Here is a 20,958-nt window from a genome sequence, read left to right as displayed (position 1 = left end):
GTAGACTTGCCAGGTCAAGCATCCGCTATCTCGGGGAGAATTCCACACGTGACCGCTGTTTCTAAAACCTCTTCCCGCGGCGTCGCCGACACCGTTTCCAACGCTATTGCGACGCCCGAAAAGGAGCAGCCATACGGGGCGCTCGGCCTCAAGGCCGACGAGTACGCAAAGATCCGCGAAATTCTGGGCCGCCGCCCAACGTCGGGCGAGCTGGCCATGTACTCGGTCATGTGGAGCGAGCACTGCTCCTATAAAAGCTCGAAGATGTACCTGCGCCAGTTCGGCGAGAAGGTCACCCCCGCCATGAAGAAGAACCTCATGGTCGGCATGGGCGAAAACGCGGGCGTGCTCGACGTCGGCGAGGGCTGGGCGGTCACGTTCAAGATCGAATCGCACAATCACCCCTCATACATCGAACCGTTCCAGGGCGCCGCGACCGGCGTGGGCGGCATTGTGCGCGACATCATCTCGATGGGCGCCCGCCCGGTTGCCGTAATGGATGCCCTGCGCTTCGGCGACATCAACGACCCCGATACCGCCCGCGTCGTACACGGCGTGGTCTCGGGCATCAGCTTTTACGGCAACTGCCTCGGCCTGCCCAACATCGGCGGCGAAACCGTGTTCGACCGGGTCTACCAGGGCAACCCGCTCGTCAACGCTCTCTCGGTTGGTGTGCTGCGCCACGAAGACCTGCACCTTGCCAACGCCCGCGGCGTCGGCAACCAGGTCGTGTTGTTTGGAGCCCGCACCGGCGGCGATGGCATCGGCGGGGCATCCATTCTTGCCTCGGACACGTTCAGCGCCGGCGGGCCCACTAAGCGCCCCGCGGTGCAGGTCGGTGACCCGTTCGCCGAGAAGGTGCTCATCGAGTGCTGCCTCGAACTGTTCCAAGGCAAACTCGTCGAGGGAATCCAGGACCTCGGGGCGGCGGGCATCTCGTGCGCGACCAGCGAACTCGCCTCAAACGGCGACGGCGGCATGTTCATCGAACTCGAGAAGGTGCTGCTGCGCGATCCAACGCTGACCGCCGAAGAGATTCTCATGAGCGAGAGCCAGGAACGCATGATGGCCATCGTCACACCCAAAAAGCTCGAGGGCTTTCTGGCCGTCACGAAGAAATGGGATGTCGAGACCAGCGTGCTCGGCGAGGTCACCGATACCGGCCGGTTGATCATCAACTGGCACGGCGAAGAAATCGTCAACGTACTGCCACGCACCGTCGCCGTCGACGGCCCGGTTTACGAACGCCCGCTCGCCTACCCGACCTGGATCGACGCCCTGCAGGCCGACACCGCCTCCGTGCTGCCGCGCGCGCTCGACGGCGAGACCCTACGAGAGCAGTTCCTCGACCTGCTCGGTTCGCCCAACCTCGCCGACCCGAGCTGGATCACCGACCAGTACGACCACTACGTGCAGGGCAACACGGCTCTGGCTTTTCCCGACGACGGCGGAATGATTCGCGTCGACGAAGAGAGCGGACTCGGCTTCAGTATCGCCACCGACGCGAACGGCCGCTACTGCCAGCTCGACCCGTACCGCGGCGCGCAGCTCGCCCTCGCCGAGGCCTATCGCAACGTTGCCGCGACCGGCGCGGTGCCAGCGGGCGTCAGCGACTGCCTCAACTTCGGCTCCCCGGAGAACCCCGAGGTCATGTGGCAGTTCCGTGAGGCCGTAACGGCCCTCGCCGACGGATGCCTGGAGCTCGAGATTCCAGTCACCGGCGGCAACGTCTCGTTCTACAACCAGACCGGCGACCAGCCGATTCACCCCACCCCGGTCGTGGCCGTGCTCGGCGTGATCGACGACGTCGCCCGCCGCATCCCGAGCGGCTGGCAGGATGACGGGCACAACATCTACCTGCTTGGCGACACCCGCCTCGAACTCGACGGCTCGGCCTGGGCCGGAGTCGTGCACAACCACCTCGGTGGTCGTCCGCCGATCGTGGATCTCGGCCGCGAGAAGGCCCTCGCCGGGCTGCTGCACGCCGCGTCGAAAGAAGCCCTCATCGACAGCGCCCACGACCTCAGCGAGGGTGGGCTCGCCCAGGCCCTCGCTGAAGCCGTGATGCGCTTCGGTGTGGGCGCTCGGGTCTGGCTCGGTGACATTCTGGATCGGGACGGGGTGGACGCATCCACTGCCCTGTTCTCAGAGTCAGCCGGTCGCGTCATCGTCAGCGTGCCGCGCGAAGACGACGTGAAGTTTCTCGGTCTGTGTGCCGGCCGCTACATTCCGGTGCTGCGCATCGGCGTGACCGACGCCACCCTGCACGCCCTCGAGGTGCAGGACGTCTTCGCCGCCTCGCTGGCCGAGATGCGTGACCGTCACCAATCCCCGCTCCCCGCCGCCTTCGCCTAACTTCCCCGCAGCCTTCGCCTAACGTCCCCGTCCCTGGTTTTCGAGACGTCCAGAGCGCGTAACTCCTGCAAATTCCGCGGCGCGCCAAGCCAGGTCCCGGAAACACGCGGCACTGTCACCATTGGCGCGCAAATTGCAGGAGTTATGCGCCGAGAACCGGCCGACCACCTGGAAATGGCCTAGAGGAACGGTTCGCCGATCAGGGTTTCGGCTCGCTCCCAGAGCCGGGCGGCCACGGCGCGGTCGCGGGAGGTGCGGGTGGCGGGCTGGCGGGTGGGAGCGCCGCGGGTCAGCAGGCGCGGGCCGAAGTGGTCGCCGCCATGCGCATCCGGGTCGATGGCCGCGCGCACGGTCGACCAGGCTCCCTGTTCCTTGCCCTGCGCGCCGACGAGCAGCTGCAGGCCGTCGATCACCCGTTTACCGCGTGACACATCGTTCACCGCACGGATACCAGGGGTCAACCCCGAAATGGAATATCCCGGATGCGCCACCAGCGACTGCACCATTCCGGCACCACCAGCCCGCAGGCGCCGGTCGAGCTCGAACCCGAACACCTGCATGGCGATCTTGGACTGCGCGTAGGCCCTCCACCCGTTGTAGGTGGTGGCCAGCTGGAGGTCGTCAAGAGAGGAATCCATCAGCCGGGAGATCAGCGACCCGAGCGACACCACCCGACTCCCGGGCGTGCGGCGCAGCGCCATGAGCGAACCCGCAGTCAGCGCGAAGTGCCCGAGAAAATTCGTGGCGAAGATCAGCTCGTTGCCGTCGAGGCTCACCTGACGGTCCCGGGACGGATGCACGATTCCGGCGTTAAGGATCAGGCCGTCGAGGCGCGGCAGCGCGCGTAAGGTCTCGCTCACGCCTCGCACCGACTGCAGGTCGGCCACGTCCAGTTGCAACACAGAAACGGATGCCCCCGGCACGCGGGTGCGGATGGCCGCCGCCGCGGTGTCCGCTTTGGCGAGGTTGCGGCAGGCGAGCACAACGTGGGCGCCCGTGCCGGCGAGTTGCTCGCTCGTGAAGTAACCGAGTCCAGCGTTGGCGCCGGTCACGACAAAGGTCTTGCCTGACTGGTCTGGCAGCGAACGCGGGTTCCAGCTCACCAGGCTACGACGCTGAAATCGACGACGATGCTGGCGCCGATCCGGCAGAGCGCCCCGGCTCCATCGGCTCGCCGCCTGCGATTCGGACGTGATGGTGGATCACCTCGGCGATGATGAAGTTGAGAAACTTTTCGGCGAATGCCGGGTCGAGATGAGCATCCTCGGCGAGGCCGCGCAGTCGGTCGATCTGCATGAGTTCACGGGCCGGGTCGGCGGCCGGCAGTCCGTGGGCAGCCTTGAGCCGCCCAACCTGCTGGGTGAATTTAAACCGCTCGGCCAACAGGTGAATGAGCGCGGCGTCAATGTTGTCGATGCTCTCTCGAATGCTGTGTAGCTGCAGGGTCGCAGCCGCGTCGGCGTCGGCGTCGGCGGGTAATTCCTCGTGTACGGCCATACTTTTACGATAATGCATGCCCACGCCGTCGAGCGGATGCTGCCGCCGCCCGGCTGCGCGCCCCGAACGACCGCAGCCGCAATCGTTTCTGTGTCAGAAGTATGCCCAGCAGCACCAACAGCGCCCCGGTCGGCTCGTGCCAGGAGAATGTTTCCGCGAGCACGAGCACCCCCAGCGCCACGCCGACCACGGGCGTCACATAGGTCACCGTGGACGCGTTGGTCGGACCCCAGGCGCGCAACACGTTGATGTTCCAGATGTAGGCCAGACCGGTGCCGAGCGCACCGAGCGCGACCAGGCACAGCACGATCGGCACGGTCAGCGCCACCGGACTCCAGGCCAGAACCGGCGTCAGCAACAGCATGATGACACCGGCAATGCCGATGTTCAAAAAGGCGAACGTCGATGCCGCGATCGGCCGCCCACTGAGAAAACGCCGGGTGTAGCCGAAGGTGAAGCCGTAGCAGACGGCCGCGCCCAGGCAGGCGAGCTGGCCCCAAAGATCGCCCGTGAGCGAGGAATACTGCCACGGACCGATGATCACGACAACACCGACGATGCCGAGCACGACGCCCGCGACCTGCGCGCGCACGAGTTTCTCCACTCGAAAGGCGAGCGTCGCCATCAACGCCGTCATGATCGGGGTGACCGCGTTGTAAATGCTCGCCAGGCTTGAGGAGACGTATTGTTCGGCCCAGGCGAAGAGCAGGTGCGGAATCACGCATCCGCTGATCGCGATGACCAGAAAGTGTAGCCAGACCACGCCCTCGCGAGGCAGCACCGGCCCCCTCCCGATGCGTGGACGGGTCACGAGCACGATCAGCCCGAGGGTCAGCCCGCCGAGCACGAGTCGCGACCAGGCGATCTGCCCGAAGCTGACGCCATCGAGCGCGACCTTCATGAAAAGAAAGCTCGAACCCCAGATCACTCCCATGCCGAGAAATTGCAGCACGATCAGGCTTTTGCTGGCAGCAGTCATTGAGGACACTCACCGAGCCTATAGCGGCCGCTGCCAGGCACGGGCTCGGCGGAGCTCAACGTCTGCAATGCGCCGAACAATGGCAGTGGATGCTCTTGGTGGCTAATTCAAAAAATCCAACCGACAAGCAAGACCGGATGCCGCTGCCTACTGAGACGCGTCGGCCCCGGCGCTGCGTTCGACATCCGGCGCACCCGGCACACCCGGCACACCCGGCGCACCCGGCACACCCGGCACACCCGGCACACCCGGCACATCCGGCGCACCCGGCACATCCGGCGCACCCGACACACCCGGCGCAGTTCCGGCGGCCCGACCAAAGCCGCCGCGTGGCCCACCGCCCACGATTGTGCCGCTCAGCCCGGCGGGACGCAGATCACGATAGGTCACGAACCGGCCCTCGAAGGCGTCGAGGCGAGCCTCGAGCCCGGCGCGCACGGCCGGCCATTCATCGGCGAGGATCGAGTACACGGCGCTGTCACGCCAGGTACCGTCGGCGCGCGCACGATCACGGCGCAGGATGCCCTCGAACGTGGCGCCGATGCCGAGGATGGCGGCGCGGGAACGCTCGTTGATGGCATCCGCTTGAATTTTGACCCGGCCGAAGCCGTTGTCGAAGGCGGTACCGAGCACGAGCAGTTTGGTTTCGGCATTGACGGCGGTGCCCCAGACGCGCGGGTCGTAGGCGGTCCAGCCGAGGTGGATGGCTTCGTTGACGACGTCGATGTCGCCGAGGGTGGTCGTGCCGACGACGTCGCCGTCGTTCGGGCCGCCGAGCAGCCGCACCACATAGGGCAGCCCTTCCCATTGAAAGTAATCATGCGCCCACTTGATGAAGCCGTCAACGTCGCGGTGCAGGGCTGCCGGGCCTCCACCGAAGCCGGCCGCAAACACTTCGGGGTGCGCGATAGCGCGCGCCAGATCGGGCAGCACCGCACTACCGAGCGGTTGAAGCTGTACAAAACGACCGGTCAGGGTCAGGGAATGGGGTCTCACGGCGCTCACTCGCCCAGTGTGACAGGTGAACGTGAGGAATTCCCTGCTTATTACGTCAACCGGCCACATTACGTGCCGGCTGACGATTTCGTTCTAGTCGATCAGGTCGTGACGCACCACGATGGCTTCACGGTCGGGGCCGACGCCGATCGCCGAAATGCGCGATCCACTCATGCTTTCGACTGCAAGCACATAGTTCTGCGCGGCCTGCGGCAGCGCGTCAAACGTGCGCACACCGGTGATGTCCTCGGTCCAGCCGGGAAAGTTCTCGTAGATTGGAACGGCGTGGTGAAAGTCGCTTTGTGAGACCGGCACTTCGTCGACGCGCACACCATCAACCGAGTAAGCCACGCAGACCGGGATCTCGGCCAGGCCGGTGAGCACGTCGAGCTTGGTCAGCACAAAGTCGGTGACGCCGTTGATGCGCGCGGTATAGCGGGCGATCGGAGCGTCGTACCAGCCACAACGGCGCGGGCGCCCGGTGGTGGTGCCGAACTCGAAGCCGTTAGAGCGCAGGTATTCGCCCGACTCGTCGAACAGCTCGGTAGGGAACGGGCCGCTGCCAACCCGGGTCGTGTAGGCCTTGACGACCGCGATGACCCGGTCGATGCGGTTCGGAGCGATACCCGAACCAGTGACCGCGCCACCCGAGGTGGCGTTCGACGACGTGACGAAGGGGTACGTGCCGTGGTCGACGTCGAGCATGGTGGCCTGGCCACCCTCGAACAATACGGTCTTGCCGGCGTTCAGGGCCTGGTGCAGAAGCAGGGCGGTGTCGGCGACCATCGGGCGCAGGCGTTCAGCGTAGCTGAGCAGTTCGGTGACGATCTCCTCGACCTCGATGGCGCGACGGTTGTAGACCTTGACCAGCATGTGGTTCTTCTGGTCGAGAGCTCCCTCGACCTTCTGCCGCAGGATGTTCTCGTCGAACAGGTCCTGCACACGAATACCGACGCGGTTGATCTTGTCGGCGTAGGCGGGGCCAATACCACGCCCGGTGGTGCCGATCTGGCGCTTGCCGAGAAAACGCTCGGTGACCTTGTCGAGGGTGCGGTGGTAGGCGGTGATGACGTGCGCGTTGAGGCTGACCTTGAGCCGCGACACATCGACGCCACGCTCGGCCAGCGCATCGAGTTCTTCAAACAACACCTCGACGTCGACGACGACGCCGTTGGCGATGACCGGGGTGACTCCGGGGCTCAGGATGCCCGACGGCAGCAGGTGCAGCGCATACTTCTCGTCGCCGACGACGACGGTGTGACCGGCGTTGTTGCCGCCGTTGAACTTGACGACGTAGTCGACCCGGCTACCGAGCAGGTCGGTGGCCTTACCCTTGCCCTCGTCGCCCCACTGGGCTCCGATGAGTACGATCGCGGGCATCTAGTCTTCTCCTCGAATAACAAAAGCTTCGGTGGGCGGCGCCGGGTCGAAGCCGGGGCTGCCGGTGTGCAAATTAGCGATGATGTCGATGGCGCTCGCATCGGCATCCATCAGAAAAGCAGTCAGGCGGGAGACCTCGTCGGTCTCACCGATCTCTTCGGCGCCCCGGCGCAACGCGAACAGGGCGCGCAGCACGCCGCGATTGGGTTCGTGGCGCCACGGAATGGGACCATGGCCGCGCCAGCCGGCTTTGCGCAGGGCATCGAGCCCGCGGTGGTAGCCGACCCGGGCGTACGCGTACGACTCCAGGAGGCGACCCTCGTGGTGGGTGGCGTCGGCCAGTTCGGCCCAGGCCAGCGGAGAGGTCGGGTATACCTGCGCCACCGCGGCGATCTCGCTCCTCGCGGTTCGGCGGAGGGCCTCGAGCACCTCCGGTTCTGCGGGAAGAAGGGTCTCGGGCTCTGAAATCAAATTGTCGCCGGTCACACTGAATCCTACCAAGGCCGCGGAGCCCCACCCCCGCGACGGGCCCGGTCGGCCGAAAAGGCTAGGCCGGGCTTTGCTGCCGGGCTGCGACGCGCCAGCCGCCGTTCACGAACAGGTAGGTCGTCGACATATTCAACTCGGCGACCACCTCGCCCCGGCGGGCGATTGCCTTGTAAACGACGACACCGGCATGCTCACCGAGACGGATGATGGCGGGTTCGTGAATGCCGTAGCTCTCCCATGGAGCCGCCTGGTCGAAGTATGCGGTGACCTGGTCGCGAGTAATGACAGCACCGGGCACGATCATCAGGGCATCGTCGGTCATTTCGCGCTGATAGTACGCGCCGCCCCGCCCGCCCAGGATCGCCTGCCAGCCGGCGTTTTCTTCGTGGAGGAGCCGGGCGGGAAGATCGTCAGTGATCGCAGTCATACCGTCACGCTAGCCCCAAACCGTCACCGAATGCAGAAAACGTTAGAACCGGTGCTGAACCACCCAGGAATGCATGGTCACGGCCGCGGCGGCCGAAGCGTTGATCGACCGGGTTGACCCGAACTGGCTGATTTCGACGATGGAATCGGCGGCGGCGATAGCCTCCTCCGACAGTCCGGGGCCTTCCTGGCCGAACAGGAGTACGCAGCGTTCGGGAAAGGTGAAGGTCTCGATAATGACGCTGCCGGGCACATTATCGATGGCGATGATCGGCAGTGCCCCGCTCTCGCACCAGTCCACAAAGGCGGCGACGTCGGTGTGGTGCAGAACGTGCTGGTAACGGTCGGTGACCATGGCGCCGCGCTTGTTCCAGCGCTTTCGGCCGATGATGTGCACGGTGTCGGCGCCGAACGCGTTGGCGCTGCGCACGATGGAGCCGATGTTCATGTCGTGCTGCCAGTTTTCAATGGCCACGTGGAACGGATGCCGGTGCTCGTCAAGGTCAGCCACGATGGCCGCCATGTTCCAGTAGCGGTAGCGGTCGATCACGTTGCGGGTGTCGCCGTGCTCGAGCAGGTCGGCGTCGTAGCGGTCCTCGCTCGGCCACTCCCCCGGCCACGGGCCGACGCCGTAGGTCGAGCGCTCGGGCGTGGGATTCTCAGCCGCCGCGGGCACTGGCAGGTTGACTTCTGTTTCGTTCACTGCTTAACCGTATCCCGCGGCCGAGACGATCTCACTCACTGCGAGACCGGCCGCGTCCTTCCCCGATTCCGCTCGCGGGCAGTCCTTACTAAGGTGAGGCTATGGGCGAGACCATGATCCTGATCAAGGACTTTCGCAAGTCCTATGGTGGCTTCATCGCGGTCGACGGGATCACCCTCGATGTGAGCCGTGGAGAGGTCTTCGGTCTGCTCGGACCTAATGGTGCCGGCAAGACCACGACGCTCGAATGTCTCGAGGGGTTGAGACGCTCCGACGGCGGTACGTTGCGAGTGGCCGATGTCGACCCCGGCCGGGTCGGGCGACGGCTCAGTCGACTGATCGGAGTGCAACTTCAGGCTTCGGCCCTGCCGGACAGCATCCGCGTGGACGAGGCAATGCGCTTCTTTTGCCCATACCACAAGATCGCACCGCGCTTCGATTTGATCGAACGAGTCGGCCTCACGGAGAAGCGCCATGCCCAGTACCACGAGTTGTCCGGTGGCCAGCAGCGCCGACTGGCTCTCGCGCTCGCAGTGGCGCACCGTCCCGCGGTGCTCATCCTCGACGAGCCGACCTCCGGCCTGGACGTGGGGTCTCGGGTCATGCTTCACGACCTCATCCGGGAGCTCCAGAGCGACGGTACAACGATCCTTCTCGCAACGCATGACATGGCCGAGGCGTCCGAGCTGGCCAGCAGGGTCGCGATCCTACTCCGGGGGCGGATCGCCGCGATCGGCACGCCGATGGAACTGACGGCCACGGGCGGCGGCCTCACCCGCATCTCGGTGCGCACCGAGGGCGACTGCCTGAGCCTGCCGGATGCTGTCTTCCCGGCCGTGCAACACACGCAGAATCGCGATGCGTACGAGATCTACTTCAGCACCGATGTCGGGCGGACCGTTTCCGCACTCATCTCGTTCATCACGGACCGGAAAGACGTGCTGATCGATCTGCGCGTCGAGCGGCCGAGCCTTGAAGAGCGCTTCCTCGAAATCACGACGGAGCAGACGAGTCCATGAAGGCCTTCACCATGCACCTCGGCTTCGAGCTTCGAGTCGGCATCCGCAATAAGACGTTGATGCTGATGAACTACCTGTTTCCCCTGGGCGGCTACTTAATGTTCGGGGCCCTCCTGGGCGAGATCAATCCGGGCTTCCTGATCACCATCGTGCCAGCGATGTCGCTGTTCGCGATAATGAGCGGAGCCCTGCTGGGAATGCCGGACACGCTCGTCAGCGCGAGAAACGCGGGAGTGTTTCGCTCATTCAAAATCAACGGCGTGCCCGCCCCGTCGCTGCTGTCGATCCCCGTGATCACCAGCATGCTCCATGCACTCCTGGTGACGGTAGTCATCGCTGTCACGGCGCCCCTGATCTTTAGCGGTGAAGCACCCGTCAACTGGGCGGGATTCCTGCTCGTCTTCCTGGCGTCGGCCTTCGCGCTCGCCGGGGCCGGGGCGCTGATCGGCGTTGTGGCGGCGAACACGCGCTCAACGGTCCTGCTGTCTCAACTTGTCTTTCTGCCGTCAATGATCCTCGGCGGCCTCATGCTCCCCGCCAGCATTCTTCCCCCGACACTTGCTCAGGTCGCGCTGCTCCTCCCGACGACCCACGCGATGGATGCCTTCGCCGGGCTGGCGATGGGGCAGGCGGCAACGCAGCCATGGTGGTCGCTCGCGATCCTCGTTGCGGGAGGAGCCGTCGCCTTCGTCCTGGCGGTCGCCCTTTTCAGCTGGGATCCGAAGAACGCCACGCGACGCGCGCACCCGGCGTGGGCGCTTCTGGCCCTGGCACCCTACGCGGCCGGTCTGATCGCGTCGTTCTCGTCAGCGGTCAATTAATCGCAATCGCCACATTCGTCGACAGAACGATAAAAATTGTCGACAGCAAGGTTTCGGTTAGCCTAAATTCTGGCTATGGTTTCGGTATGTCTAAAACGGATGTCCTGGCCGCAGATCGCCTGCTCTCCCAAGCTCCCACCACGGTCGCCTCCAGCCGCTTACTGTGGTTGCTCGGACCGGCTCTGGTTGCGGGAGTCGCCTACCTCGACCCGGGAAACGTGGCGAGCAACATGACCGCCGGAGCCCGCTACGGCTACCTACTGGTGTGGGTCGTCGTAGCGGGCAACGTCATGGCCTGGCTCATCCAATACCTCTCGGCCAAGCTCGGCATCGTCACCGGGGCGAGCCTGCCCGAGATTCTCGGCGTGCGCATGAAACGACCGACGGCCCGTCGGCTGTACTGGGTGCAGGCCGAACTCGTCGCCATGGCTACCGACCTCGCCGAGATCATCGGCGGCGCGGTGGCCCTCAATCTCCTATTCAACCTGCCACTGATCTGGGGCGGCGTGATCACCGGCACCATTTCAATGATCGTGCTCATGGTGCACACGCGACGCGGACCGCGCGTCTTCGAACGCGTCATCATCACGCTCATGCTCATCATCACCGTGGGCTTCACCGCTGGCGTGTTCTTCTCGCCGCCCGAGGCCGGCGGGGTGCTCTCCGGACTGGTGCCGCGGTTCGAGGGCTCCAACTCGGTACTGCTCGCCGCATCGATCCTGGGCGCCACCATCATGCCGCACGCCATCTACGCGCATTCTTCTCTGGCGCGGGACAGATTTCCCGAATGGCAGGGAATCGTCGCCACCCGGCGGTTGATCTGGGCTACCAAATGGGACGTGACGATTGCCATGGTGATCGCCGGAACGGTGAACCTGGCCATTCTGCTGCTCGCGGCATCCGCTTTGCAGGGTGTAGACGGAACCGACACCCTGCAGGGGGCGTATGCGGCGCTCAAAGACACACTCGGGCCGGCGATTGCGACAACGTTCGCTATTGGACTGCTCGCCTCGGGTCTGGCCTCTACTTCGGTCGGCGCCTATGCCGGGGCGGAGATCATGCACGGCTTGCTGCACGTGCGCATCCCTCTGATATTGCGCCGATTGGTCACACTGATTCCGGCGCTGTTCATTCTCGGTGTGGGGTTCGACCCGACCCAGGCGCTCGTGCTCAGCCAGGTGGTGTTGTCCTTTGGCATTCCGTTTGCCCTGATTCCGCTGGTCTGGCTCACCGCGCAGCGCGGCCTCCTCGGCACCTTCACCAACCGCTGGTTCACGACCGCCGCCGGGGTTGCCTGCGCCCTCGCTCTGGTCACTCTGAACGTCGTGCTCCTGGTACTCGTTTTCACCGGAGCCTGAACGGTAACCTGAAATAGATATGACGCACACTTCCGGCGCAGCCGAGGACTACCTCAAGACCATCTATGCTCACACCGAGTGGCAGTCCGACCTGATCACACCTTCAGCCCTCGCCGTTCGGCTGGGCGTGGCGCCGTCATCCGTTACGGAAATGGTGAAGAAACTTGCTGCAAGCGGGCTCATTACCCACGTTCCCTATGGTCCGCTGGCGCTGACGGATACCGGCCGGCTGCGCGCGACCGCCGTCGTGCGGCGGCATCGCCTGATCGAGACCTGGCTGGTCGGCGAGATGGGCTACGACTGGGACCAGGTGCATGACGAGGCCGAGATTCTCGAGCATTCCATCTCGGACCGGTTGCTCGCGGCGATCAATGCGCGGCTCGGGTTTCCGGCGCACGATCCGCACGGCGATCCGATTCCGTCCGCCGATGGCACAGTGCAGCGACCGCCGGCCGTGCTGCTGGCGGAGGTCACGGTCGGGCATACGGGCACCGTGTTGCGCATCAGCGACCGCGACCCGGCCGTACTGCGCGAACTCGCTGCCGATCTGATCGGACCGGGCACCGAGTTCACGCTGGCGGCGGCGCTGACCATCGTTCTAGCGGATGGCCAGAGCCGGCTGCTGACGACGGCTGCGGCAGCGTCGATCTGGGTGACCGTCTGAGCTAGCGCGGCATCCGCTTATTTGTGTGCGGCCGGTTACCGTGGCGAAACTCAGCGCGGCTAGGCTGAACACGACGAAAAGGAGCGCCTGATGGCACGACGCGACGAAATCGAATGCTGGCTCACCGACATGGACGGTGTGCTCGTGCACGAGAACCAGGCCCTCCCGGGGGCGGCCGAACTGCTGCAGCAATGGACCGACGCTGGCACGCCGTTTCTGGTGCTCACCAATAACTCCATTTTCACGCCGCGCGACCTGAGCGCCCGGCTGCGCGCGAGCGGGCTGAACGTGCCAGAGGACCGCATCTGGACCTCCGCCCTGGCAACGGCAGACTTTCTCAAGTCTCAGGTCTCCGGCGGCACGGCCTTCGTGATCGGCGAGGTCGGCATCACGACAGCGCTGCACGAGGCCGGGTTCATCATGACCGAGACCGACCCCGACTATGTGGTGGTCGGCGAGACCCGCAACTATTCGTTCGAGGCGATCACCAAGGCCATTCGGTTGATCCTCGGCGGGGCGCGATTCATCTCGACCAACCCGGATGCGACCGGGCCGAGCAAGGACGGCCCCACCCCGGCTACCGGCGCGATTTCGGCGCTGATCACCAAGGCCACCGGTATGGAGCCCTATGTCGTCGGCAAACCCAACCCGATGATGTTCCGTTCGGCGATGAACAAGATCGGCGCGCACTCGGAGAACACCGGTATGATCGGCGACCGCATGGACACCGACATCGTCGCCGGCATGGAGGCGGGGCTGCACACGATCCTCGTGATGACCGGCATCAGCGACGAGACCGAAATCAACCGGTACCCGTTTCGGCCAGACGAGATCGTGGCCGGCGTGCACGAGCTACTCTCGACCGAGCCGATCGAAAGCGACGAGATCTAGACGCCTTCCTCCCCAGCCGGTTTGTTTAGTGATCCGTCTAGGCGCGAGGCGGTGCGACCGCTTTAAGCGGTCGGACCGGCTCCCACGATGCTCGCCGTGAGCGGCTCGGCCGCGGCGCGGCTCGCGAAGCAGTAGTAGTAGCGCGGCTCATCGGTCCACTGTTCTGCGCTGATCGGATAGCTGCCCTGCATCTGCAGATTCGGGTAGGCGCCGGCCGCGTTCAAGTCGAGGATGCCGGGTGCCGTGCACAGCAGGTTGATCTGGGCCGCGAGTGCTGCTTCCCCCGGAAAGGCGGTGGTTGCGTCGCCGCCGAAATTGCCGCGATACACCAGCTGGGCCGTGTGTGCGGCTGCACAATCGAAGACCGTGAATTCCTCGGCCCATGGGGACGCATACGGTTCGAGGCACTCGCCACCAAACAGGGTGTCCCACTCGTGCACTCCGGCAGTCTGCGCCGCCGTGACCTCCGGGGTCGGCGTTGGTGTGGGTGTGGGTGTCGGTGTCGGTGTCGCGGATTGGGTCGGTGCCGGCGCCGCTGCCGGGCTCTCGACGAGGCGCTGGCCGAGATAGAACAACCCCACGAGCACGATGAGGGCGAGTAACCCGACGGCGGTCCAGACCAGGGCTGCCTGGGTCGCTCCGGGAGCGCCGCGCCTGGACCGGTGGCGGCTCTGCGCCTCGGCGTGCGTTGGCTCGTCGGCTTCGGCTAAGCGGATGCTCGCGTCAGCATCCTTTGCAGAGACGGGAAGCAACTCGGTTGCTGCCGTGCCCTGGTGTTCGATCGCCTCGGGCACGACAGTGGGCACCGGTGCCGGTGTGGTTAGTTCGGGCGCGGTCGGGTCGGGTGTGATCGGCTCGCCCCCTGCAGCGGGCTGCGCGGCCAGCTCCAGCTCCGGCTCCGGCTCCGGCTCACTATCGGTCGGTGGGACGACCTCCTGTTCGACAGCGGTGGCCGCTTCATCGTCATGCGCTGAATCGGAGTGTCCGCTGAGCTCAGCCTCAGCGCTGTCAACCTCGCTGGGGTCAGCTTCAACTTCGACCGGTTGCGGTAGCGGAGTGGTCCACCAGGGAGCCGGCCCGGCGGGCGCTGGGGGAACGGGCACCTCAACGGGCTCGGCAACCTCGGGCTCGGCAACCTCGGGCTCGGCAACCTCGGGCTCGGCAACCTCGGGCTCGGCGACGACCGGTTTGGCGCGCCGCGCGCGGCGACCAAAGCGGCTCGCGGGCGCGACGACATCCGTTTTGGCGTCATCTGAAGCTTCGACAGGCAAGTCAGCACCAGCGGCGCCCGGGTTGAGCTGCGATGCGAGCCAGTCAATTCCCCGCTCGTCATCGTCTGGTGCCACTAGTTGAGCCCCAGATCCTCAAGGGAGATCGCGGCGAAGTAGGGGTAGCCAGCAGCCTCGATCACTTCGCGGGCACCGGTGTTGCGGTCGACCACGACGGCGACGCCAGCGATCTCAGCACCGACCTTGAGCAAGGCTTCGATGGCGGCGAGAGGGGAGCCGCCGGTGGTCGAGGTGTCTTCGAGCACGATCACGCGTTTGCCGGCGAGGTCGGGGCCTTCAACCTGGCGGCCGCGACCATGGTCCTTGGGTTCCTTGCGCACGACGAACGCGTCATAGGTCGCGCCGCGGGCAGCGCCCTGGTGCATGACCGCAGCGGCGATTGGGTCGGCCCCCATGGTCATGCCTCCAACAGCAACCACATCCGGAACGTCCTTGATGAGGTCGAGCATGACCTGCCCGATCAGCGGCGCAACCCGGTGGTCGAGGCTCACCCGGCGCAGGTCCACGTAATAGGTGGCCTTTTTGCCGCTGGTGAGAACGAAGTCTCCGTGAAAAACGGCCTCGGCCGAGATGAAGTCGATGAGTTTTTGCCGTGTATCAGTCACAATCGCCAGTTTAGGGCATGCCCAGCAGGCCGAACGTGGCCGCAAACGGGCGTGAGTGAAGGGGGCTTTTTCACAGAGGCCAGAGGCGAGCCGTCGCCTGGGCTACGACTCGTCCACGCGCGGATAGCCGAACTCTTGTGTTAGAAGATGCGAACCAGGTTGCGACGCTCGATCTGGCGGTAGCCATCGCGATGCACCTCGACAACGAGGGCAACGATTGAAACAACAGCAACGAGCAAGATGGCGATGAGGATGAACACGGGGTGCCTTTCGAAGGAGGTGAACTGGCCCGGCACGGAGGCGACACTGCTCGTGTGTGACTCTTTTATTTGACCACCCTGGACCATGCAGCACAATCGCTTTATTTTGCATGGATTGTTTAGAGTGGCTACATGGACGTGCAACGACTTGAACTACTCCGCGAGCTTGCCGCCCGCGGCAGCGTCACCGCGGTCGCTTTGGCCACTCACCGCACCCCCTCCGCCGTCTCGCAGCAGCTCAAGGTGCTCGAACGCGAGGCCGGTCTGCCGCTCACCCAGAGGCACGGACGCGGCCTCGAACTCACAGACGCTGGCCGCGCCCTCGCCCGCAGCGCAACGGATGTCGCAGTGTCGCTGGCGAAAGCAACCGCACTCTGGGACGAATTTCGCAATAACGCCACTGGTGAGGTGAGTCTGGTCACCTTTCCAACGGCCGGTCAAATGCTGTTGCCCGGCGTCATAAAAAACCTGGGGCCCGGGCTCGTGCTGAATTGCGCCGACGAAGACCCCGAACTGAGCGACTTTCCCGCCTTCACCGCCGAGTATGACATTGTGTTGGCCCATGCAATGAGCGGGCAGCTGTCCTGGGCCGGCCGGGGCCTCAGCGTCGTTCCGCTGATGACCGAGCCGCTCGATGTGGGGCTGCCGGTGGGGCATCCGCTTGCCGATCGCGCCTGGCTGCGCCCGAGTGACCTCATCGGAGAGACCTGGATCGGGGTGACCGACGGGTACCCCTTCGAGCGCATTCTGCACGCGATCGAGCAGGAAGCCGGCGCTCACTTGTCGATGGCGCAGCGCTTTGCCGACCTCGCCTTGATTGAATCGTTTGTGATTGCCGGGCTTGGCATCGCCCTCGTGCCGCGCTATACCTCCGGCGGGGGCCAGCCCGGCCGCCTCGTACTGAAGCCCCTGCGGGGCATCGAATCCGAGCGCCAGATCGTGGCGCTCATGCGCCCCGACCGAGCTGAGCGCTTGGCCGTGCGCACCGTCATAGAGGCGCTGCGAGCCCAAGCCTCGCAGGTGCAACGCTCTCACAGCGCGAAGTAGGTCGGCGAGAGCGCAAAAAGTGCCCGATTGCACGGATCAAACGGGCACTTTTTGCGCTCTCGCGGGAGAGAGATGCGGGACTACTGGTTCTGGGGGAAGCCCAGGTTGATCCCGCCGTGGCTGGGGTCGAGCCAACGGCTCGTTACGGCCTTCTCTCGAGTGAAGAAGTTGACCCCGGCGGGGCCGTAGGCCTTGGCGTCACCAAACAGCGAATTCTTCCAGCCGCCGAAGGAGTGATACGCGACCGGCACCGGAATGGGCACGTTGATGCCAACCATGCCCACCTGCACCTCGTTCTGGAACCGGCGGGCAGCCCCACCATCGTTGGTGAAAATGGCGGTGCCGTTGCCGTACTGGCTGGCGTTGATGAGATCGAGTCCCTCCTGGTAGCTGGCCACCCGCACGATCGACAGCACCGGTCCAAAGATCTCGTCGAGGTACACGGCCGAGTCAACGCTGACCTTGTCGAACAGGGTCGGGCCAAGCCAGAAACCGTTGGGATCGCCGTCGACCTTGACACCGCGACCGTCGATGACGATGTCGGCGCCGTCAGCCTTGGCGATGTCGATGTAACCGGCCACCTTGTCGCGGTGCACCTTCGTGATCAACGGGCCCATGTCGCAGCCGCGCGTGCCGTCTCCGACAGTGAGGCTCTTGACGCGTTCGGCGATCTTCGCGATGAGTTCGTCGGCGACCGGCTCGACGGCCACGATGACGCTGATGGCCATGCAGCGCTCCCCCGCGGATCCGAAACCGGCATTCACTGCGGCATCCGCTGTCAACTCGAGATCGGCATCTGGCAGCACGAGCATGTGGTTTTTCGCGCCACCGAGGGACTGCACGCGCTTGCCGTTCTTGGCGGCAGTCTCGTAGATGTAACGGGCGATGGGCGTCGAGCCCACGAAGGAGATCGCCTGCACGTCGGGGTTTACGAGCAGCGCGTCGACGGCTTCCTTGTCGCCGTGCACGACGTTGAACACACCGGCGGGCAGCCCAGCTTCGGTGAAAAGCTCGGCGAGCCAGTTCGACGCGGATGGGTCTTTCTCGCTCGGCTTGAGCACGACGGTGTTGCCAGCCGCAATGGCGATCGGAAAGTACCAGAGCGGCACCATCGCCGGAAAGTTGAACGGGCTGATGATGCCAACGACGCCGAGCGACTGGCGGACCGAGTATACGTCGACGCCGGTCGAGACGTTTTCGGAGTACTCGCCCTTGGACAGATGCGGCATGCCGAGCGCGAATTCGACGACCTCGAGCCCGCGAATGATCTCGCCGAGTGCATCGGAGGTGACCTTGCCATGTTCGGCGGTCAGGATTTCGGCCAGGTCGCCCTTGCGGGCGTTGAGCAGCTCGCGAAAGTTGTACATGATGGTCTGGCGGCGGGCCTGGCTCATATCGCGCCAGGCCGGGTAGGCCGCCCGGGCGACCGCGACGGCGTCGTCGAGGTCGCGAGCGCTCGCGAGCAACACGTTTTTGGCGACTGTGCCGGTGGCCGGATTGAAAACCGGCGCGGTGCGGGTCGAGGTGCCGGCTGCTGCTGCGCCGTTGATGTAGTGCGAAATGGTGGGAAGGTCGGTCATGGTTGAGCCTTTCAGTGGATCGGTTAGGACAGGAGGGCGAGGCTGAGAACCTCGTCGTAGATGGCGAGCGCCTCGGCCACCTCGGCGTCGGTGACGACGCAGGGCGGCACAACGTGGATGCGGTTCTCCATGAGGAACGGCAGCAGGCCGCGGCCGAGCAGTTCGGCCTTCACCCGGGCCATGACGGCGGCGCTCACCGGCTCGCGGGTCGCCGGGTCGGCCACGAGCTCGAGAACCCAGAAGACGCCGACACCGCGCACTTCGCCGATGATCGGATGCTTGGCCTGCAGCGCTTTCAGGCCCGGCTCGAGCACGTCACGCCCGATGCGGGCGGCGTTCTCGACGATGCCTTCGGCCTCCATCGCGTCGAGCGCGCCGACGATCGACGCCATGGCGAGTGGATGCCCACTGTAGGTGAGTCCGCCGGGAAAGACGGTCTCGTCGAAGGTAGCCGCAACGGCATCGGAGATGATCACACCGCCGGTGGGCACGTAACCGGAGTTGACGCCCTTCGCAAAAGTGATCAGGTCGGGCATGACGTCATACGCTTGAAACGCGAACCAGTGGCCGGTGCGGCCGAAGCCGCACATGACCTCGTCGAGGATGAGCATGATGCCGTACTTATCGCAGAGCGCGCGCACGCCGGGCAGGTAGCCGGCCGGCGGCATCATGATGCCGGCGGTGCCGGGAATGGACTCGAGCAAAATGGCGGCGATCGAGGCTACGCCCTCGCTCTGGATGACGCGTTCGAGGTGGTGCAGGGCACGCGCGCATTCCTCGGCCTCGCTGGTCGCCCAGAATTCGCTGCGGTAGAGGAACGGGCCGAAGAAGTGCACGTGGCCTCTCGAATACTCGTTGGGAATGCGGCGCCAGTCGCCGGTCGCGACGATGGCCGCTCCGGTGTTGCCGTGGTACGACTTGTAGAGCGAGAGCACCTTGTCGCGGCCGGTGTAGAGGCGGGCCATGCGTATGGCGTTCTCATTGGCATCCGCTCCCCCATTGGTGAAGAAGACCTTGTTGAACCCGGCCGGGGCACGGTCGGTGATGCGCCTGGCCGCTTCGCCGCGGGTGAGATTGGCGGTGGACGGAGCGATGGTCGTCAGCAGGGCGGCCTGTTCGGTGATGGCTTTCACGACGGCCGGATGCTGGTGGCCGATATTCACGTTCACCAGCTGACTCGAGAAGTCAAGGTACGTTCGTCCGTCGTGATCCCAGACGCGGCAGCCGAGCCCGCCGGCGATGACGAGCGGCTTCAGTGCCGCCTGCGCCGACCAGGAATGGAAGACGTGCGCGCGGTCGAGTTCGCTGGTGTGCGCATTGAGGGTTTGTGTGCTGGTGTCGGTCACGTATATCGCTGGCTTTCTTTGTAGTGGATGGTTGTCGTCATGAGAAAGGTGTGGGGCCGGGCGACCTGCGCCGCCCGGCCGGGTGCAGTTAGTTGCCGCCCTCGTTGAGGGTGACCTCGGTGGGCTTCCAATCGGTGCCTAAAACGTCGACACCCTCAGCTTTCAGCTCATCGAGGGCCTTCGTGACGTACTCGTTCGTGTAGGCCGTTACTGGCGGCTCGGTCGTGATGATGGTCGCGCCGGTCTCGTTCTTGGTGTTCATGGCGATGTCCACCGTGTTGGACCAGGCCGATTCATCGATCATGCCGACGCCGTTGCTGGACGGGAAGATCAGCTTGCTGACCTCGTTGGTCATCCACAGCTGGTGGCTCTCACCCAGAGTCGAACCGGCTGCCGTGACAATGCCGGCGGCCTCGGCGGGGTTGTTGGCCGCATAGATCCAGCCCTTGATCGACGCCTTGATGAACTTCACCGTGTTGTCGGCATAGTCTGCGTCGCTTTGAAGCTCGTCGGCGTTGGCCCAGATGGAGTCCTGGAGCATGGCGGTGCCCTCATCGTTCCAGTCGATGACGTTGAGCTCATCGGGCTGGAAGAGTTCGCCGGTGTCGGGGTTGACCGTTTCCAGAACCTGGGCGTATTCGTTGTAGGTCATGGCCTGGGCCGCGTCAATGTCGCCAGCCAGAAAGCCGGTCATGTCGAATGCCTGCTGGATCAGGTTGATGTCGCCAAGCTCGACGCCACTCTTCTGCATGCCGGCGAAGAGTTCCCACTCATTGCCGTAGCCCCAGCTGCCCACGTTCTTGCCCACCAGGTCGGACGCCGTCGTGATGTTCTTGTCTTTAAGTGAGATCTGGGTGGTGGCGCTGCGCTCGAAGATTTGAGCAACGTTGGTGATGTTGGCTCCCTGTTCGATCGAGCCGAGTACCTTGGGCACCCACGAGATGGCATAGTCGGCGTCGCCGGCGGCAAGCACATCCTGCGGAACGATGTCAGCGCCACCCTCGTCGATGGTGACGTCAAGGCCCTCATCTTCGTAATAGCCCTGGTCGACGGCAGCGTAGTAGCCCGCGAACTGGGCCTGGGCGAACCATTGCAGCTGCAGGGTCATGGGCGTGAGTGCGCCGCTCGCGTCGCTCGAGGTCGGCGCATTGCCGTCGCTGCTGCATCCGCTGAGAACCAGAGCGCCAACTGCCGCGAGAGAACCGAGTGTGCCGAACCATTTGATGCGCTGTTTCATGACTACCTCCTTGGTT

The 20,958-nt window shown here is 64.8% G+C and carries 20 protein-coding genes; 7 read left to right on the top strand and 13 right to left on the bottom strand.

Annotated features, from left to right (window positions below; genetic code table 11):
• Positions 1-48: 48 nt before the first annotated feature.
• On the top strand, positions 49-2,355 hold the full coding sequence (purL, locus tag E3T51_RS05230; RefSeq protein WP_134528373.1) for a phosphoribosylformylglycinamidine synthase subunit PurL: 2,307 nt from the start codon (positions 49-51) through the stop codon (positions 2,353-2,355).
• Positions 2,356-2,534: 179 nt separating this feature from the next.
• On the opposite strand, the gene E3T51_RS05225 is transcribed toward purL, so the two are convergent.
• From E3T51_RS05225 to E3T51_RS05190, 8 genes are all read right to left on the bottom strand, one after another.
• Complete coding sequence (locus tag E3T51_RS05225; protein ID WP_134528370.1) at positions 2,535-3,458, bottom strand: SDR family NAD(P)-dependent oxidoreductase; 924 nt, start codon at positions 3,456-3,458, stop codon at positions 2,535-2,537.
• Positions 3,459-3,462: 4 nt separating this feature from the next.
• Positions 3,463-3,852, bottom strand: a complete 390-nt coding sequence (locus E3T51_RS05220; RefSeq protein WP_134528367.1) for a chorismate mutase — start codon at positions 3,850-3,852, stop codon at positions 3,463-3,465.
• A 4-nt stretch (positions 3,853-3,856) separates the two neighbouring features.
• A complete protein-coding gene (locus E3T51_RS05215; protein ID WP_241989192.1) occupies positions 3,857-4,831 on the bottom strand; it encodes a DMT family transporter in 975 nt (324 codons plus the stop codon).
• Positions 4,832-4,978: 147 nt separating this feature from the next.
• Entirely contained in the window at positions 4,979-5,836 is an 858-nt protein-coding gene (locus E3T51_RS05210; RefSeq protein WP_241989180.1) for a GNAT family N-acetyltransferase, read from the bottom strand.
• An 84-nt stretch (positions 5,837-5,920) separates the two neighbouring features.
• Positions 5,921-7,207 (bottom strand): adenylosuccinate synthase, encoded by a 1,287-nt coding sequence (locus E3T51_RS05205; protein WP_134528364.1) that lies wholly within the window; start codon positions 7,205-7,207, stop codon positions 5,921-5,923.
• Positions 7,208-7,693, bottom strand: coding sequence for a DUF3151 domain-containing protein (locus E3T51_RS05200; protein ID WP_134528361.1), 486 nt, complete (start codon positions 7,691-7,693; stop codon positions 7,208-7,210).
• Positions 7,694-7,754: 61 nt separating this feature from the next.
• The gene (locus E3T51_RS05195) at positions 7,755-8,123 is read right to left on the bottom strand and encodes a nuclear transport factor 2 family protein (RefSeq protein WP_104190955.1); all 369 of its coding nucleotides are present in this window, start codon (positions 8,121-8,123) and stop codon (positions 7,755-7,757) included.
• A 42-nt stretch (positions 8,124-8,165) separates the two neighbouring features.
• Positions 8,166-8,804 (bottom strand): TrmH family RNA methyltransferase, encoded by a 639-nt coding sequence (locus tag E3T51_RS05190; protein WP_420898409.1) that lies wholly within the window; start codon positions 8,802-8,804, stop codon positions 8,166-8,168.
• Between the two features lie 122 nt (positions 8,805-8,926).
• Between E3T51_RS05190 and E3T51_RS05185 the strand changes: the two genes are divergently transcribed.
• The 5 genes from E3T51_RS05185 (at position 8,927) to E3T51_RS05165 (ending at position 13,578) form a co-directional block, all read left to right on the top strand.
• Positions 8,927-9,844, top strand: coding sequence for an ABC transporter ATP-binding protein (locus E3T51_RS05185; protein ID WP_134528358.1), 918 nt, complete (start codon positions 8,927-8,929; stop codon positions 9,842-9,844).
• Complete coding sequence (locus E3T51_RS05180; protein ID WP_134528355.1) at positions 9,841-10,665, top strand: ABC transporter permease; 825 nt, start codon at positions 9,841-9,843, stop codon at positions 10,663-10,665. Before E3T51_RS05185 ends, E3T51_RS05180 begins: the two co-directional genes overlap by 4 nt.
• A gap of 86 nt (positions 10,666-10,751) precedes the next feature.
• Positions 10,752-12,023 carry an Nramp family divalent metal transporter gene (locus tag E3T51_RS05175; RefSeq protein ID WP_134528352.1) on the top strand — a complete coding sequence of 424 codons (1,272 nt, stop codon included), beginning with the start codon at positions 10,752-10,754 and terminating at the stop codon, positions 12,021-12,023.
• A gap of 19 nt (positions 12,024-12,042) precedes the next feature.
• The gene (locus tag E3T51_RS05170; RefSeq protein WP_134528349.1) at positions 12,043-12,687 is read left to right on the top strand and encodes a metal-dependent transcriptional regulator; all 645 of its coding nucleotides are present in this window, start codon (positions 12,043-12,045) and stop codon (positions 12,685-12,687) included.
• A 90-nt stretch (positions 12,688-12,777) separates the two neighbouring features.
• Positions 12,778-13,578 carry an HAD-IIA family hydrolase gene (locus E3T51_RS05165; protein ID WP_134528346.1) on the top strand — a complete coding sequence of 267 codons (801 nt, stop codon included), beginning with the start codon at positions 12,778-12,780 and terminating at the stop codon, positions 13,576-13,578.
• A gap of 62 nt (positions 13,579-13,640) precedes the next feature.
• Here E3T51_RS05165 and E3T51_RS05160 read toward each other — a convergent pair whose 3' ends face one another.
• Entirely contained in the window at positions 13,641-14,924 is a 1,284-nt protein-coding gene (locus E3T51_RS05160) for a hypothetical protein (RefSeq protein WP_134528343.1), read from the bottom strand.
• Entirely contained in the window at positions 14,924-15,472 is a 549-nt protein-coding gene (gene pyrE / locus E3T51_RS05155) for an orotate phosphoribosyltransferase (protein ID WP_134528341.1), read from the bottom strand. The genes E3T51_RS05160 and pyrE overlap by 1 nt, the downstream gene beginning before the upstream one ends.
• Before the next feature lie 392 nt (positions 15,473-15,864).
• On the opposite strand from pyrE, the gene E3T51_RS05150 reads away from it, so the two are divergent.
• Positions 15,865-16,779, top strand: coding sequence for a LysR family transcriptional regulator (locus E3T51_RS05150; protein WP_134528338.1), 915 nt, complete (start codon positions 15,865-15,867; stop codon positions 16,777-16,779).
• Between the two features lie 80 nt (positions 16,780-16,859).
• Here the strand turns inward: E3T51_RS05150 and E3T51_RS05145 are convergent, their stop codons facing one another.
• The 3 genes from E3T51_RS05145 to E3T51_RS05135 all read right to left on the bottom strand — a co-directional run bounded on the left by E3T51_RS05145 (position 16,860) and on the right by E3T51_RS05135 (position 20,942).
• Positions 16,860-18,359 (bottom strand): CoA-acylating methylmalonate-semialdehyde dehydrogenase, encoded by a 1,500-nt coding sequence (locus E3T51_RS05145; RefSeq protein ID WP_104190963.1) that lies wholly within the window; start codon positions 18,357-18,359, stop codon positions 16,860-16,862.
• 23 nt (positions 18,360-18,382) lie between these two features.
• On the bottom strand, positions 18,383-19,705 hold the full coding sequence (locus E3T51_RS05140; protein WP_134528335.1) for an aspartate aminotransferase family protein: 1,323 nt from the start codon (positions 19,703-19,705) through the stop codon (positions 18,383-18,385).
• A gap of 88 nt (positions 19,706-19,793) precedes the next feature.
• Entirely contained in the window at positions 19,794-20,942 is a 1,149-nt protein-coding gene (locus E3T51_RS05135) for an ABC transporter substrate-binding protein (RefSeq protein ID WP_134528332.1), read from the bottom strand.
• Positions 20,943-20,958: the final 16 nt, after the last annotated feature.

It is taken from the genome of Cryobacterium serini (assembly GCF_004404025.1).
Classification (GTDB): domain Bacteria; phylum Actinomycetota; class Actinomycetes; order Actinomycetales; family Microbacteriaceae; genus Cryobacterium; species Cryobacterium serini.
The sequence above is the reverse complement of the archived record's forward strand: the minus strand, read 5'-3'. Positions and strand labels throughout refer to the sequence as shown.

Coding starts and splice junctions, on each gene's coding strand:
- E3T51_RS05220 (WP_134528367.1), bottom strand. CDS start 3,852: ATGGCCGTACACGAGGAATTACCCGCCGACGCCGACGCCGACGCGGCT.
- E3T51_RS05215 (WP_241989192.1), bottom strand. CDS start 4,831: ATGACTGCTGCCAGCAAAAGCCTGATCGTGCTGCAATTTCTCGGCATG.
- E3T51_RS05205 (WP_134528364.1), bottom strand. CDS start 7,207: ATGCCCGCGATCGTACTCATCGGAGCCCAGTGGGGCGACGAGGGCAAG.
- E3T51_RS05195 (WP_104190955.1), bottom strand. CDS start 8,123: ATGACTGCGATCACTGACGATCTTCCCGCCCGGCTCCTCCACGAAGAA.
- E3T51_RS05185 (WP_134528358.1), top strand. CDS start 8,927: ATGGGCGAGACCATGATCCTGATCAAGGACTTTCGCAAGTCCTATGGT.
- E3T51_RS05180 (WP_134528355.1), top strand. CDS start 9,841: ATGAAGGCCTTCACCATGCACCTCGGCTTCGAGCTTCGAGTCGGCATC.
- E3T51_RS05175 (WP_134528352.1), top strand. CDS start 10,752: ATGTCTAAAACGGATGTCCTGGCCGCAGATCGCCTGCTCTCCCAAGCT.
- E3T51_RS05170 (WP_134528349.1), top strand. CDS start 12,043: ATGACGCACACTTCCGGCGCAGCCGAGGACTACCTCAAGACCATCTAT.
- E3T51_RS05165 (WP_134528346.1), top strand. CDS start 12,778: ATGGCACGACGCGACGAAATCGAATGCTGGCTCACCGACATGGACGGT.
- E3T51_RS05150 (WP_134528338.1), top strand. CDS start 15,865: ATGGACGTGCAACGACTTGAACTACTCCGCGAGCTTGCCGCCCGCGGC.
- E3T51_RS05145 (WP_104190963.1), bottom strand. CDS start 18,359: ATGACCGACCTTCCCACCATTTCGCACTACATCAACGGCGCAGCAGCA.
- E3T51_RS05135 (WP_134528332.1), bottom strand. CDS start 20,942: ATGAAACAGCGCATCAAATGGTTCGGCACACTCGGTTCTCTCGCGGCA.